Consider the following 14,711-nt stretch of genomic DNA (forward strand, 5'->3'; position numbering starts at 1 on the left):
ACCGTATTCAGGACACCTTGCTCAACACCGCTTCATTACGGTACGTCACGTCATAATCATCAAGATCAAACACACTCAGCCGTCGCTTCAATTCGGCCAATGACCAAGGCCAGGCGGCGAAGTTGCGGCCGTTCTGGTCCAGGTAATAGCTCTTGCAGCCACCACTATTAAACACCGTGCCTTTCAAGTGTTTTTGCACCTTGGCGTTATGCTGTCTGAGCACATCAGAGCGAATGGAGATTTTGCCAATATCGTTGTCCTTCACTTTTTTCAGGCCATCGATAATGTAATCCAGCTGCGCCTCGGCCAGCCCGATAAAGGAGTCGTAGACCAAAACGTTGGGGCCCAGCACCAAAAACGCATTGGGCGTATTTTCCAAGGCCGCGCCCAGATACGCTTCCGGCGACGTGTCTTTCCAAAGGTCCGACAGGCGATCACCATTGGCATTCACCACCTTGCTGCCAATCGGCGGGTGCGACACTTCAAAGCCGGTACCCCAGATAATCACATCCACTTCATGGCGTTCACCGTTGGCCGCGACCACAGTATTGCCATCCACTTCTACCAACCCGTGGGGAATCAGGTGGGTATTGTCTGCCTGCAAAGCCGGGTAGTAATCATTGGCGAACAGCACGCGCTTGCAGCCCAGGGTAAAGTCCGGCGTTACCGCCTTGCGCAAGGCCTTGTCACTAATCTGTAGCCGTAGCAGCTGTTTTGCTGCAGTACTAATGGGCCTCAACACCTTAGGGTTACGCAGGCCAAAGTTAATCACATTCAGCGATCTGGACACCGCATTGCGCCAGCCACGCTGAATCACCGGCAGCACTTCAATCGTCTGTTTGACTCTATCCCCCAGTGGCAGGTCCGGCTTGGGCAGCACCCAAGGCGCCGTGCGCTGGAACACAAACAACTCTTTCACCTTGGGCTGAATCTGCGGCACGAATTGAATGGCTGACGCGCCAGTACCGATCACCGCCACCCGTTTCCCGGTCAGGTCGTAATCGTGGTTCCACTTGGCGGAATGGAACATTTCCCCGCTGAAGCTTTCCAGCCCAGGGAGCACAGGGGTCTTGGATTCGGTAATCGGCCCGGTGGCAAAAACCACCGTCCGCGCCAAGTGCTCTCCGTTAGAGGTTCCCAACACCCAAAGGTAACGACTTTCATCCCAGGTCGCGCTCTGCAAATTCGTATTGAATTCAATCAGCGGCGTAATATCAAAATTGTCACTCACCTCTTCCAAGTAGCTGAGAATTTCAGGCTGCTTAGCAAACAGGTGGCTCCACTTGCTGCTCAACGCAAATGAATAGGAATACAACGATGACGGCACATCACAACCACAGCCGGGGTAGGTATTTTCCCGCCAGGTGCCTCCCACTCGGTCCGCTCGCTCGATGATTTTGAAATTGTTATAGCCTTCTTTCTTCAGCTTGATCGCGGCGGCAATACCGGAGATACCGGCACCGACAATAAACGAATCATAAATTTTTTCCGCAGGGCCCTTGGCCGCTGAGGGTTTGGTTTTTTTTGCTGCGGCCATGTTATGCCTCCTTGGTGCGAACAAAGCGGTAAGAGAAACTCATGAACTTGGCGTAAAGACGGGGCGACGCCCGCTTCATTATCCAAAACAGTTTGGCGTCCACCTGGGGGGTGGTGTACAGCTCGCCCTTATCCAGGCGGTTCAGGGTCAGCTTGGCCACGCTCTCACTGGTGGTCATGGCGTAGTTCATTAGCGCATGATCCGCCAGCTTGGCGTACCGGTCGGGGATACGGCCATTCTTAATAATATTGGTGGGCACCAGTGTCGGGCACAGCACATTCACCCGAATATTATCCTTGGCCAATTCCGAAAACAGGGTTTCAGACAGGGCACGTACCCCTGCCTTGCTCACGTTATAGGCGCTCATTTCTGGCGCCGCTGTGTACGACGCCGCAGACGCCACATTGATAATGGCGCCGTGCCCCTGCGTCTTGAAACCGGGTACAAAATAATGGCACCCGTTGATCACGCCCCACAGATTCACATGCATGCACCACTGCCAGTCTTCCAGGCTCAGCTCATCGAACATGCCCCCCAGACCAACGCCGGCGTTGTTGACGACCAGGGTTACCGGGTGCCCCAGCAACGCTGCGGATTTTTCGGCCAAGGCAGCGACCTGCTTGGCATCGCCCACGTCACAGTGAACGGCAAACCCCTTCGCGCCCTGCGCGTTCAGTAACGCCACCGTTTCTTCGGCAGCCTTCAGATTCACATCGGCACAGACCACCGCGCCACCGCGCTTGCCCAGCTCCAGTGCAAAGCTGCGACCGATACCACTACCGGCGCCGGTCACCACCGCATAGGCATTTTTACTGGGCTTGATAAAACGCTGCTTCAAAAAATTCATCATTACGATTATCTCAACAGGTTATGGCGACACGCTCGATTAAACAGGCGCACCGGCAACATCACGCTCGCAGTGTCGGCACCCATGCCTTAATCAGATTCCGCGTCTTAAAGTACACAGTGGCAAGCGCGGCATCGTAAAAAACAGCATCGAGCCCCCTAACATACAAAGTGGAATTCATATGCCAGCGGGAGGCCTGCGGGGGGTTTCCCCGGTTTTCGGCGCGAATGAATTAATGGCACGATAAAGCGAATGCTTGTTCGGGTTCAATTCGGATTGTTATGCCGCTAAGGCCCGGCCCAGCCAGAGAAGAGCGACGAAAGAGGAAAGCCCGACTTTAAAGGCTCTCATAGATAGTAAGCGCACACAAACAAGGCAGTTTCAGGTCGCCTGATTATGCAGCAGCACCGCCGCTATTAGCGCACCAGGCAGCGCAAAAAAACCGGCGCAGGCGCGCCGGTTATCGATCACAAAATCAGGGTCAGGCCGCCAGTAATCACGGCAAATAGCACCGTCAGCCAGACCAGTGTCCACCACGGGAACGGCGGTGGCGGCGGCTCCACTTCCAGCTGCTTTTCCAGGTAGTTTCTCAGCAGCTGGGTGTTACGGGTATTGGCTTTGTAAATCGCATCAAAGGCATCGCCTACCACCGGCAGCAAGCCACCCAAGAAGTCGATGCCCATGTTGCGCAGCATACGCAGCTTCACGCCCTTACTGGCGCCGGCCCGCTGGGCCTCCACCAGCACATAGCTGCCAAGCACTAGGCCTGCCGCATCACCGACTATCGGCACCAAACCAATAATCGCCTCGGCGCCAATTTGAAACTTGGTGAAGGGAATGCCAATACTGCTGTCAGTGAAGCGGCTGAATTTTTCCAACCGCTCCAGCGCGGCTTGCTGCTGCGCCTTGCTCCGATTTGCCATTAGATCTCCACGTACAGCTGGCCGCCTTCTTCCGTTACCGGCCAAGTTTCCAGGGCTTTCTCGCCCCGCACCACATTCAGTATTTGCACCCCCGGCGGGAAGTTCGCCCACTCGGTGACGGCACCGGTGCGGATATCAAACTTGGCCCGGTGCAGCGGGCACTGCACACACTGATCTTTAAGAATTTTGCCTTTGCCCAGCGACACAAACATATGGCTACAACGGGCCTGAGTGGCATAGAAGCCATCACTCAGGTGGTACACCACCAGCTTGGTGTCCCCCGCCTTCATGGCGCGGCTTTGTCCTTCCGGTAAATCTTGGCTGGCACAGAGTTCATAACGCATGGTGGTCTCCTTGCTGGCTGAGAATCAGTAATGAGTTGAACGTTCAACTCATTCATTCCAAATAGGTATACCCGCCCAACCCTTCGCGTACCAGTTCGATGAAGCCATCTTGTTCCGCTGCGCTTAAATGCGCTTGGCGACAATGCTGCTCCAAAGACGCCAATAGCCGGTCCGGGTCGTAATTCACGTAGCGTAACACCGAGCTCACCGTATCGCCTTGAATGGCGTGGTCCAGCACGATATTGCCCTGCGCATCCACATCCACATCCACGGAATCCGTATCCCCGAACAGGTTATGCATGTCGCCAAGGATTTCCTGGTAAGCGCCCACCATAAAAATGCCCAGGTGGCCGTTGAGCTGTTCCGGCAGCGGCAGGGTGGCTTCCACCCCTTCACCATCCACAAACTGGTCGATGCGGCCATCGGAATCACAGGTAATGTCCTGAATCACCGCACGGCGGGTCGCCGGTTTATCCAAACCGGAGAGCGGCAACACCGGGAACACCTGATTAATGCCCCACACATCCGGCACCGATTGGAACACTGAGAAATTCACGAACAACTTGTCCGCCAGGGTTTCGTTAAGGCTATCCAGCAGCGCCCGCTGCTGTTTGCGCAACGGATTCAGGCGGCCACGCAACGCCAGCAGGCAGTTGATGTATAACTGCTCGCCCCGCGCCCGCGCCGCCAGCCCTAACTCGCCTGCAATATAGCGCTGGTGAATATCCTGCCAGGCGCCGGCCACTTCCGAGAAACGCTCCAGCAGGTTGCCCGGCTCGCCGGCCAACACCTGTTGCAGGCCCCACAGCTGCTGCAGCTCCGGCGCATCATGCTCGGTGGGTGCATCCACCGCCACCGGCGCCATCTGTTCCTGGTCGGTGATATTCACCAGCAACACTGCATGGTGGGCGGTCAGCGCGCGGCCGGATTCGGAAATAATATGCGGCTCCGGCACGCCGTGCTCCGCACATTGCTGTTGCAGGGTCTGCACAATATGGCGGGCGTAATCGGCCACCCCATAATTCATGGAGCAGTAAGAACGAGAATGGGTGCCTTCATAGTCCACCCCCAGGCCGCCGCCCACATCCACGGTTTCCACCGCCGCGCCCAAGGCGCGCATCTCGGTGTAGTAACGGGCCGCTTCGCGCATGCCCGCTTTAATATCCTGAATATTGGCCACCTGGGAGCCCAAGTGAAAATGCAGCAGCTTCACGCAGTCCAGCCGCCCGGCGGCGCGGCAATGCTCAATGGCCGCCATCAGCTGCGGCGCACTCAAACCAAACTTGGATTTTTCACCGCCGGTGTTCTGCCAGTTACCCTTGCTGATACTCATCAGCCGTACCCGCAGGCCAATGCGCGGCGACACCCCCAGTTCATCGGCCAGTGCCAGCAGCGCCGGCAGCTCGGAGGTTTTTTCCACCACGATCTGCACATGGAACCCCAGCTTTTCGCCCATCAACGCCAAACGCAGGTATTCCGCATCCTTGTAGCCATTGCAGACAATGGTGTCGCCGGGGTTGGACAATGCCAGCACCGCCAACAACTCGGGCTTGGAACCGGCTTCCAGCCCTACCCGCTCGCCGTCATCGCGGGCACGGAGGATTTCGTGCACCACCCGGCGCTGCTGGTTCACCTTAATCGGGTACACCGGCGTGTAGTCACCCTGATACTGGTGCCCCTCGATAGCCTCCCGAAAGGCGCCCGCCAGCAGCTTCACCCGTTGGCGCAAAATGCCAGAGAAGCGCGCCAGCACCGGCGCCCGCAGGCCAGCCGCCCGGCAGCGTTCCAGCACCGCTTCCAGCGTGGCTTGGCCGCCTTGCTCGCCATTGGGGCGCACACACAGCTGGCCCTGGCCGTCGATACGGAAGTAACTGTCGCCCCAACGATCCACGTTATAGATATCGCTGGCGGGTACGGGAGAGTTATCGGTCATTGCGGGTCCTGAAAAAACGCCTGCACGCAACACGCGGGCAGGCCATCATGCGGTTAATGGTCGCCATTATGCCTGCCGGAAGGCCGCGCTAGCACCCATTTTTCATGCTTTCACAGGAGCCGTTCTGGTCTTACAATCGCCCCTATTGTCCACCACGGAGCCCGCCCGCTCCCAGCCACCGGAATCGCCCATGAGCAGCACCACAAAAAACTGGTTTTACGAGCACTTCGACTCCGCTGGCACTGCCTTCGGCCTGCGCCTGAAACAAAAGCTGGAAGAAGTACAAACCGAGTACCAGCACATCGAGATGTGGGAAACCGACACCTTCGGTTACCTGATGACCATCGATGGCGCCACCATGCTTTCCACCCGCGACAACTTTCTCTACCACGAGATGATGTCGCACCCGGTACTGTTCAGCCATGCCAGCCCCAAGCGCGTCATCATTATTGGTGGCGGCGACTGCGGCACCCTGCGTGAAGTGCTGCGTCATCCGAGCGTGGAAAAAGCCACCCAGATCGACATCGACGAAATGGTCACCCGCTATTCCGAGAAATACTTCCCAGAATTGTGCGAGTCCAACGATGACAGCCGTGCCGAGCTATTGTTCGAAGATGGCGTGCAATACATGCGCAACTGTGAAGACGGCAGCGTGGACGTGATCATCGTCGATTCCACTGACCCGGTGGGCCCGGCGGAAGGTTTGTTCAAAGCCGACTTCTTCCGCGATTGCCACCGCGTGCTGGCCGACGGCGGCATCATCGTGCAGCAATCTGAATCCCCGCTGCTGCACAGCGACACCATCATTAAAGACCTGCATACCAACATGCGCGAAGCGGGCTTCACCACCACCCAAACCCTGCCCTTCCCGCAGCCGGTGTACCCCAGCGGCTGGTGGAGCTGCACCCTGGCGGGAAAAAACACCGACGTGAGCCGCTTCCGGGAAGCCGATGCCACCGGCAAAGGGTTTGATACCCGCTACTATTCAGCGGCGATTCATAAAGGGGCGTTGGTGATGCCGCCGTTTATGGAAGCGGCGATTAAGCGCTGAATTGAACGTTAAAAAAATGCCCTTGTCTTCGCTGGAAGCAAGGGCATTTTTATGAAGAAGACTTTTGGGAAACGGGAGACTTCACAATCATGCCTTCTCATCAACGCAAGACAACGGATGGAATAATATTTCTGATGCCAACCCAGAAAGAAGCCGAAACAAAGTTTTATCTCCATTACTTTCCCCAAGCTTCTCCATAAATGAAATAATTTGACCATAAAGATCTTGCCAAGTAATGCACCTAACGTTCAACCTTGAAAGAGTATCCCTTATTGATTCTTGCTCTGACAAATACAAACTTTTTACTCGAGCATTACCCACGCTATCAGACAACATATCAAAATACCGGGGCCCAATATCAACAGGATTAATATTTGTTTGCGAAATAAATTTTTCATTTGCTTTTAACGGATAAACGAATAATAAATTTACAAAATCTCGCTTCCCGTTCTGAATTTCTTCACCAGCAATAAGAGCTACATATTTCGCCAATTGATCCAGCGATGTTTTTGCATTAAATTTTATCTCAATTGCAAAAATACATGACTCGGAGAGAAGAAAAGCATCGGGGGTCGTCGCGTTAGCTCCTGCAATCCAGGAATATCTATTCGAAATAGACTTACCCAAAACCTTCAAATCGCCGGGCACACTAAAATTCGCAACAGGACCAAATATTTCAGCCACAACTTCACCGGGAAGTATTGATAACGTCAAATTCAATATATGATTAAAGGTTTCTTCCTGACGCCGAATAAAAGCTTCATAGTCATCTCCAGACCGCACTCTCCTGTATAATGGCCCAGAAGGGTTTGTCATGGATTTCGGGACGCAAACCATATTGCCCTCTACCGTCCAATGACGCTTAGGGATAGATTTCAATCCCAAATATGATGGCACCCAGTAAAGCTCGTTAATTATATCCCAGTAACCTTCTGACCATGTCATCAAACAAGCTCCTTTAAATTCCACCATCCGATTAACAGCCCATTACAATGCAGACTGAAACTCCTGAATGAAAAAATCCCATATGTTTTTAAAAGTTAAAAATATATATTCCTATATGTCGTAGCGAAAACAACAATCAACTAGTTTTAGTTGATATCTAACCCCGAATCTACACAACCCGGCAAAACAAATAAATGAACATAACGAAATCTATTCCTTGTTAGCCCCCAGATTAGTTAGCGGAAGAAGGTGGCAGGCCATATAGTCCATGCTTAATTTGATGAAGAGGAAGGCGACAGCTTCAAGCACATAAAAAAGCCCGAAACATCTCTTAGGGTCCCAGGCTTTTCCTTACAGCTATTTTTTTACTTCTTCTTCAACAAAATCCAGTCGACCCTGTCCGAAGAACATTTCGTTGCCCACGAACATCGTCGGTGCGCCGAACAATCCACGTTTGACGGCGGCCTCAGTGTTCAGCTTGAGCTTCTCTTTCACTTCGCCGGTATCAGCTTGATCCAGCCAGACTTGCGCATCCAGACCCGCCTCGTTGAGCCCGCAGGTGATTTCGTTCGCGTCCGACAAAGCCTCTACACAGCAGAGGCGCTGAGCTGAATGTCGTTTTGCATGACTTCCAGTTGCGCCAGCACCCGTTGGCGCAGCCAACTGTGAGCCGGGTCGGCACTCTGGTCGCGGTGCCAATACAGGTGCATTTCCAGCCCCGGCAATCCCCCAGGGAACGGCTTCCATACCAGCCCCTGATCGCTCAGCTGCCCGGCCAGGCTGGCGGGCATAGTGAGCAGCAAGTCGGTTTGTTGCACGGTGCTCAACGCGGCCTGGTAATGCTGGCAGCGCAAACGAATGTGCCGGCGATAGCCTTGCCGTGCCAGGCCGAAATCTTCCAACCCCGGCCCTTCGCGGCGGGATGACACCAGCACATGCTGGGCGGCGAGATAATCGGGCAGGTCCATGCCCTGGGCCAACGGGTGCGATTCACGCATCAGCACCACCAGCGGCCCTTCCAATACCACCTGATGCTCAATGGCTTCGGGCAGCGCCAGCATCACATCGCAGGCTAAATCCAGCCGACCACTGGCCAGTTCCGTGGCCATTTGCCGGCGGCTCACGGTTAACGATTGCAGTTTGATGCCCGGCGCTTCATCCATAAACTGGCTCATCAAGGCGGGCAGCAACCGCGCTTCCAGCCCATCGCGCAGGCCCAATACAAACGTACGCTCCGCTTCACTGGCATCGAAGCCGCCCTCTTCACTGAGGCAACGCTGAAAACCGCCCAGCGCGTGGCGCACCGGGCTCACCATGGCCCGAGCCCGAGCGGTGGGTACCATGCGGCTGCCCTGGCGAACAAATAGCGGGTCGTTTAGGCGGGCGCGCAAGCGCGCCAAGGCATGGCTAACCGCTGGCTGGGTGAGGTTGAGCACCTTGGCAGCGCGGGTCAGCGACCCTTCGGTATAGATGGCGTCGAAGACCACGAAAAGGTTCAGGTCGAATCGCGAAACATGCATGAAACTTATCCAAAATAATTGCCATGATTCATTGGATTTATTGAAACGCGCTCTCTAGCATCGGTCAATGGATAAGTGCTGGCGGCTGGCCTACGGATACGGATTGGCTAAATAATGCAGCTCGAAGCGGCTAAACATCTATTTTTCCTGCCGCCCCACGAAAGCGGCCGCCCGCCTTGGATAAAGCGGCTCATGCCGTTTGTGTTCAACCGGATGATGCGAAAAAGCGCCGGGCGCCTGCAACGTTAATGGAAACAACCTGAACAGAAAAAGAGCACTGATGTATGCCGGTGATTTACCTTATACGCCACGGCCACGCCAGCTTTGGCAAAGAAGATTACGACCAACTTTCTGAGCCGGGCTGGGAACAAAGCCGGCTTCTTGGGCGCGCCCTACAAAACCAGATGCTGGGCCTCCCCCGTGCCCTCTGTGGCACCATGCGCCGCCACAGGGAAACCGCAGAGGCCACCCTGGGCGAGCTGGGCCTACCCAAAGAATGGCACACCGACACCGGTTTTAATGAGTACAACCACGAAGAGCTGCTGGCCGTCGACTGGCCCCTGGCCACCGACCGCCCCGCGCTCACCGCTTGGCTGGCGGAGCAGCAACAGCCGCGCAAGGTTTTCCAGGCCCGCTTTGAGCAGGCCCTGCGCCGCTGGCAGCGAGGTGAAGGTGACTACAACGAAACCTGGCCCGCCTTTCGTGAGCGTGTGCTGGCCAGCACCTACAGCTTGGGTAACAGCTTAAGCAGCGGCGACAGCGCCTTGGTATTCACTTCCGGCGGCGCCATCAGCGTGATTATTCAACAGCTAATGGCCCTGGATAACGAAGCGCTAATTACTTATAACCGTAACCTGATTAATACCAGTGTGACTCGGGTACTTGTGAATGCAGGCACGTTGCGGCTAGTGTCGGTAAATGAGCACCTGCACCTGCCGAGCGATCAAGTAACTTATCGATAAAGAACAAGCGGAAAGTTCAACGTGTGAAACACGCGGCACAAGCATAGCCGAGGGCTACACCGTGAAACCGTGTTTCAATTTTAACTGTTGAGCTTACTTTCATTCGAGCAACACGACACCGAGCGGAGAAAACAATGCCGACACGTCAAAACATTCTCATCACTGGCGCCAGCTCAGGGCTTGGCGAAGGCATGGCGCGCCTGTTTGCCGCCATGGGCCGCAACTTGGCGTTGTGCGCTCGGCGTATGGATCGGCTGGAAGTGTTGAAGGCCGAGCTGGAAGAAAAACATCCCGGCATCAAGGTGCTGATTAAGCCGCTGGACGTGAACGACTACGACCAAGTGTTTGCGGTGTTCGATGCTTTCCGTACGGAAATGGCCGGCATCGATCGCATCATCGTTAACGCGGGCATGGGCAAGGGCCAACCCTTGGGCACCGGTTATTTCTATGCCAACCGGCAAACCGCTGAAACCAACTTTGTTGCTGCCCTGGCCCAGGCCGAAGCGGCCATGGAAATTTTCCGCGCCCAGGACAGTGGCCACCTGGTAATGATTTCTTCCATTAGCGCCATGCGCGGCATGAAGAAAAATTTGACCACCTATGCGGCCACCAAGGCCGGCGTGGCCATGCTAGCGGAAGGCCTGCAAATGGAATTACAAGATTCGCCTATCAATGTAACCACTATTTTTCCGGGTTTTATTCGCACCGAGATCAACGAAAAACTGAAAAACACGCCCTTTATGGTGGACACTGAAACCGGCTGCAAGGCGCTGGTTAAGGCCATAGAGAAAGAAGGCAAAAATGCCTCCGTACCTAGCTGGCCCTGGGGGCCACTCGGCTTCGCCATGCGCACCTTGCCGCTAAAAATGGTCGGCAAGATTATGTAGTAAGCGGCGTGCCACGCTGCAGGCTTTTCGCTTTACCAACGCAAGAGGCCGCGCCAAACATTAGGCGCGGCCTCTTGCGTATCACAACGGCAACACGATGCCCTGTTGCAGCTTGCCTTTGCTACGGTTATTTCCACTTCATAATCGGTGCCCATTCTTGCCAGTCATCTTCTGGCTGGCTGTAAAGGTCAAATCGCTCGCCCTCTTTGGCTAAGGGCCCCGCCTCTGTTGGCGTGGCAAAGCTGATGCCACCGCGTAACAGGTTTTCCAGAGAGCTGGCTTGGATTTGCGCACCTTTGAATAATCCCACATCGACGCTCAGCCCGGAGCTATTCCAAAAGCGGGTATTGCTGCGCACTAACCGGGTGTATTTCGGCTCAATAATGGCCTGAACTTCCACAAAGCGGCCGCCCTGACTTAACTCACTTTCACCAATGGTGCCCACTTGTACATCGCGGTAGTAAATATGCCGGCCTTTTTTCAAGGAGCCCAGCTGCTTGGCCACCAGGGTGACTCTGAGACCCAGGTTGGGCTGCTGCTCAGGGGGTGTTTCCAGCCCGTCAAATTCCTTTACCGGCTCCCCCTCACCCGGCGACACCGCGATGTATTTTCCCGATACCAGGGTGTCCAGATTACGCGCACCCGCGATGCCCAGTTCCGGCTCTACAATCCAGAAACGGCTTTTCTCCCGGGCCAGCTTTTCCGCATCACGATTCAAGCTAGCATGGACCGTGACATGATTCAGATCGTCGCTGAGTACGATTTTATCTACGCTACCCACAGGCACGCCCCGGTAGCGAAGATCAACCCCTGGCTTGATGCCTGCTCCGTTATCAAAGGTGATTTCAATTTGCACATCACGCTGTAGCAACTGGTCGTACAGCAACCAGCCGGCCACTAGCAGGCTCACCAAGGGCACTAACCAAATGGGGGAAGGCCAGCGGGAGTGTTTCACTTCGGGGCTATCCATGGTCTGCTCCGTCAGGGTTTTGGATCCATAATTGTTGGGGCGAAAAGGCATGGGCAGACAACATGGTCAGCACCACGGCCAATGCAAAGGCGAGAATTCCCGGCCCCGGTTCCACTCGGGCCAAATTGCCGAATTCCACTACCGCTGCCAGTAATGCCACCACGAACACATCGAGCATGGACCAGCGGCCAATCCAATACACCAAACGATAGGCGCGGGTACTGGTGCGTGGATTACTTTCGTGGGGAACGCGCCAGTAGATTACGGCCAATACCAGCACTTTAAAGAACGGCACCAGTAAGCTGGCAATGAACACAATAATGGCAATGCCGGGCATGCCGGCTTCAAACAATTGCCAAATACCATCGGCAATAGTGCTGGCTTTTCCTTTGCCGGTTTCGATAACGGTCATGATGGGCAGCAAATTTGCGGGCACCAGCCACACCACAGCCGCGATCAATAATGCCCAGGCCAATGGCCGATGGCCTGGGGTCGCCTCAGTGGCCATGCCGTGCCTCCAGCAGCCGTTGCAGCTGATCCGGTTGTGCCAAGGTTTCCACAATAAGACGCAACAACACCGCCACCACCAAGCAGAACAAGCCCGCACCGGGGGTCACTGTGGCCATATCACCCAGCTTGGTCATGGCGATAAGAATGCCGAGCAGAAAAATATCCGTCATCGCCCATTCCCGGCTGTGCCGATACGCCTTCATCCAAAACGGAGCTAGCGATGTCGCCGCAGGCGTATCGGTACGGGCCGCCCATAACAGACGCCCCACTGACAATAAATTTAACAGCGGCATAAGCACCAGGGTAAACAGCAGCAATAGGCCCACCGGAAGGTAGATGCCTTGCATGAGGCGCAGTACACAATCCAGCAGGCTGGCTTCACGGTCCAAGCCCAGGTTTTCCAAACGCATTAACGGCAGAATCAGGGCGGGCAACCACAACACAGAGGTGGTCACCGTTAGCGCAAGCAAAGAATCTGGGCGCAAGGTCCAGGCGCCACTTAACTGGCACTCGCAGCGAGGGCAGCGCCATGTGCCACGGGCGCGCTGGGGCTGGGAAGGCGCAGCAAGCTGAGTACCGCAATCCGGGCACTGCAACGCATCAGTAGACATCAACTCCCCTCCCCTAAGCTCGGACACCGCTAGCTCCAGCCAATAACCGTACCAGAATGCCTTCCCCTGTGCGGAAAGAACGTGAACGAGAGGCGGAATTTTACGGGGTTTTATAAACCCCGTTTAAGGTGGAAACAGGCTCCGTGTTTTATGGATTTCAAACAAAAAAGGCCGCGCTCAATTTTTAGGGCGCGGCCTCTTGGATTTATAAAACGATGCTAGGCGTAGTGCCTTTTCACGCTCTCAATCTAGTTACGTTATCAATCTAGGGGACCGGGGGTCTTTTTGCGCTTCACTGTGGCAAACCCGCCTTTGGTGTCTTGGCTCGGCGGCCTGGCATTGCGCTTGGGTTTAGCGGCGTTTTTCTTGGCTCCGGATTTCTTGATACCTTTTTTAGCATCTTCTTTTTTCTTCATTTTTTTCTTTTTATTACCGGCAGCCTTACCGTTGGATTTCAGGTTTTTCGGCCCCAGGAAGTTGCCCCGCAGGGCTTCCACCAAGCGGTATTCAAAATTTTGACGCAGGTAACGTTGAATACTCGCCATCAAATTCCATTCGTGGGCGGCAATCAGGGAAATTGCGGTGCCTTCCCCCCCCACTCGCCCGGTGCGACCAATACGATGCACGTACTCGTCGCCACTGCGAGGCATGTCGAAGTTGATCACCAAGTCCAGGTTATCCACGTGGATACCTCGGGCAGCCACGTCTGTGGCGACCAGCACTTTCACGGCGCCGGTTTTAAGACGATCCATGGCCAGCTTGCGATCTTTCTGATCTTTCTCGCCGTGCAGCACAAACACTTTCAGGTTAGAGGCCACCAGCACACCGCAAAGCCGATCGGCTTGTTCACGGGTATTGGTGAACACTACCGCTTTATCATAGGTTTCATTGGCTAGCAGCCATTGCACTAACCGTTCTTTGTGCTTCACATCGTCGGCAGTGATGATCTGCTGGCTCACAGATTCATTCAGGTCACGCACGGAATCGAGCACCAGCGAGCGGGGGTCGCGAAGCACACTGCTGATCATGTTTTCCATGGCGTTACCGCCCGTGGTGGCGGAGAACAACAGGGTCTGCCGCTCGGGCCGGCATTCCGCGGCCAGGCGCAGCACGTCGTCGTTGAAGCCCATGTCGAGCATGCGATCGGATTCATCCAACACCAGCATTTCCAGATCCTGCAAAAGCAGGTTGCCGGCATCTAGATGCTCGATGAGGCGCCCCGGGGTGCCAATAAGAATTTCCGGGTTCTTGCGCATTTTGGCCGCCTGCACTTTGAAGTCTTCACCGCCGGTGAGCAGCTCGGCTTTAATGAAGGTATAACGGCCTAGCGCTTCTACTTGCTTGAGGGTCTGCTGGGCCAACTCGCGAGTGGGCAACAGAATCAAGGCGCGGGTGTCGGTACGCGGGCGGGAATATTGGAGCAGCTGATGCAGCATGGGCAGCAAAAATGCCGCGGTTTTACCGCTACCGGTGCGGGCCACTACACGCAAATCGCGGCCTTCAAGCGCCGCAGGAATGGCTGCCGTCTGAACAGGGGTCGGGGTGGTAATTTCCAGCTCACCAAGCGCCTTGATTAAGCGCTCATGCAGGTTCAGGTCGGCAAACGAAGACATAACAGGCTAACTCCATGAATAAGGCGAACATTGTAGCATCCAGAGCCGTTGAAAGTTC

At 55.2% G+C, this 14,711-nt stretch carries 15 protein-coding genes; 3 read left to right on the forward strand and 12 right to left on the reverse strand.

What is annotated here, in order from left to right:
• Positions 1–7 precede the first annotated feature (7 nt).
• The 5 genes from ABO_RS12255 to speA all read right to left on the reverse strand — a co-directional run bounded on the left by ABO_RS12255 (position 8) and on the right by speA (position 5,584).
• Positions 8–1,537, reverse strand: coding sequence for a flavin-containing monooxygenase (locus ABO_RS12255; protein WP_011589667.1), 1,530 nt, complete (start codon positions 1,535–1,537; stop codon positions 8–10).
• 1 nt (position 1,538) lies between these two features.
• Positions 1,539–2,387, reverse strand: coding sequence for an SDR family NAD(P)-dependent oxidoreductase (locus tag ABO_RS12260; protein ID WP_011589668.1), 849 nt, complete (start codon positions 2,385–2,387; stop codon positions 1,539–1,541).
• Positions 2,388–2,851: 464 nt separating this feature from the next.
• Entirely contained in the window at positions 2,852–3,307 is a 456-nt protein-coding gene (locus ABO_RS12265; RefSeq protein WP_011589669.1) for a DUF4112 domain-containing protein, read from the reverse strand.
• Entirely contained in the window at positions 3,307–3,651 is a 345-nt protein-coding gene (locus tag ABO_RS12270; protein ID WP_011589671.1) for a Rieske (2Fe-2S) protein, read from the reverse strand. Before ABO_RS12270 ends, ABO_RS12265 begins: the two co-directional genes overlap by 1 nt.
• A 52-nt stretch (positions 3,652–3,703) precedes the next feature.
• The gene (gene speA / locus ABO_RS12275; protein WP_011589672.1) at positions 3,704–5,584 is read right to left on the reverse strand and encodes a biosynthetic arginine decarboxylase; all 1,881 of its coding nucleotides are present in this window, start codon (positions 5,582–5,584) and stop codon (positions 3,704–3,706) included.
• Positions 5,585–5,774: 190 nt separating this feature from the next.
• Here speA and speE point away from each other — a divergent pair, with 190 nt between their 5' ends.
• The gene (speE, locus tag ABO_RS12280) at positions 5,775–6,635 is read left to right on the forward strand and encodes a polyamine aminopropyltransferase (RefSeq protein WP_011589673.1); all 861 of its coding nucleotides are present in this window, start codon (positions 5,775–5,777) and stop codon (positions 6,633–6,635) included.
• A gap of 87 nt (positions 6,636–6,722) precedes the next feature.
• Here the strand turns inward: speE and ABO_RS12285 are convergent, their stop codons facing one another.
• From ABO_RS12285 to ABO_RS12295, 3 genes are all read right to left on the reverse strand, one after another.
• Positions 6,723–7,580: a hypothetical protein gene (locus tag ABO_RS12285; RefSeq protein ID WP_041705101.1), complete on the reverse strand. Its 858-nt coding sequence runs from the start codon at positions 7,578–7,580 to the stop codon at positions 6,723–6,725.
• 357 nt (positions 7,581–7,937) lie between these two features.
• Positions 7,938–8,162, reverse strand: a complete 225-nt coding sequence (locus tag ABO_RS14310) for a DsbA family protein (protein ID WP_011589675.1) — start codon at positions 8,160–8,162, stop codon at positions 7,938–7,940.
• A gap of 5 nt (positions 8,163–8,167) precedes the next feature.
• Positions 8,168–9,100 carry a LysR family transcriptional regulator gene (locus ABO_RS12295; RefSeq protein WP_011589676.1) on the reverse strand — a complete coding sequence of 311 codons (933 nt, stop codon included), beginning with the start codon at positions 9,098–9,100 and terminating at the stop codon, positions 8,168–8,170.
• A gap of 284 nt (positions 9,101–9,384) precedes the next feature.
• On the opposite strand from ABO_RS12295, the gene ABO_RS12300 reads away from it, so the two are divergent.
• Positions 9,385–10,062: a histidine phosphatase family protein gene (locus ABO_RS12300; protein WP_011589677.1), complete on the forward strand. Its 678-nt coding sequence runs from the start codon at positions 9,385–9,387 to the stop codon at positions 10,060–10,062.
• A gap of 134 nt (positions 10,063–10,196) precedes the next feature.
• Positions 10,197–10,949: an SDR family oxidoreductase gene (locus ABO_RS12305; protein WP_011589678.1), complete on the forward strand. Its 753-nt coding sequence runs from the start codon at positions 10,197–10,199 to the stop codon at positions 10,947–10,949.
• Between the two features lie 127 nt (positions 10,950–11,076).
• On the opposite strand, the gene ABO_RS12310 is transcribed toward ABO_RS12305, so the two are convergent.
• The 4 genes from ABO_RS12310 to ABO_RS12325 form a co-directional block, all read right to left on the reverse strand.
• Positions 11,077–11,919: an intermembrane transport protein PqiB gene (locus ABO_RS12310; RefSeq protein WP_041705102.1), complete on the reverse strand. Its 843-nt coding sequence runs from the start codon at positions 11,917–11,919 to the stop codon at positions 11,077–11,079.
• Positions 11,912–12,427, reverse strand: coding sequence for a paraquat-inducible protein A (locus tag ABO_RS12315; RefSeq protein WP_011589680.1), 516 nt, complete (start codon positions 12,425–12,427; stop codon positions 11,912–11,914). Before ABO_RS12315 ends, ABO_RS12310 begins: the two co-directional genes overlap by 8 nt.
• On the reverse strand, positions 12,417–13,040 hold the full coding sequence (locus ABO_RS12320) for a paraquat-inducible protein A (RefSeq protein WP_232501271.1): 624 nt from the start codon (positions 13,038–13,040) through the stop codon (positions 12,417–12,419). Before ABO_RS12320 ends, ABO_RS12315 begins: the two co-directional genes overlap by 11 nt.
• Positions 13,041–13,300: 260 nt before the next feature.
• Positions 13,301–14,653, reverse strand: coding sequence for a DEAD/DEAH box helicase (locus ABO_RS12325; protein ID WP_011589682.1), 1,353 nt, complete (start codon positions 14,651–14,653; stop codon positions 13,301–13,303).
• Positions 14,654–14,711: the final 58 nt, after the last annotated feature.

The sequence above is a fragment of the Alcanivorax borkumensis SK2 genome, from assembly GCF_000009365.1.
GTDB lineage: Bacteria > Pseudomonadota > Gammaproteobacteria > Pseudomonadales > Alcanivoracaceae > Alcanivorax > Alcanivorax borkumensis.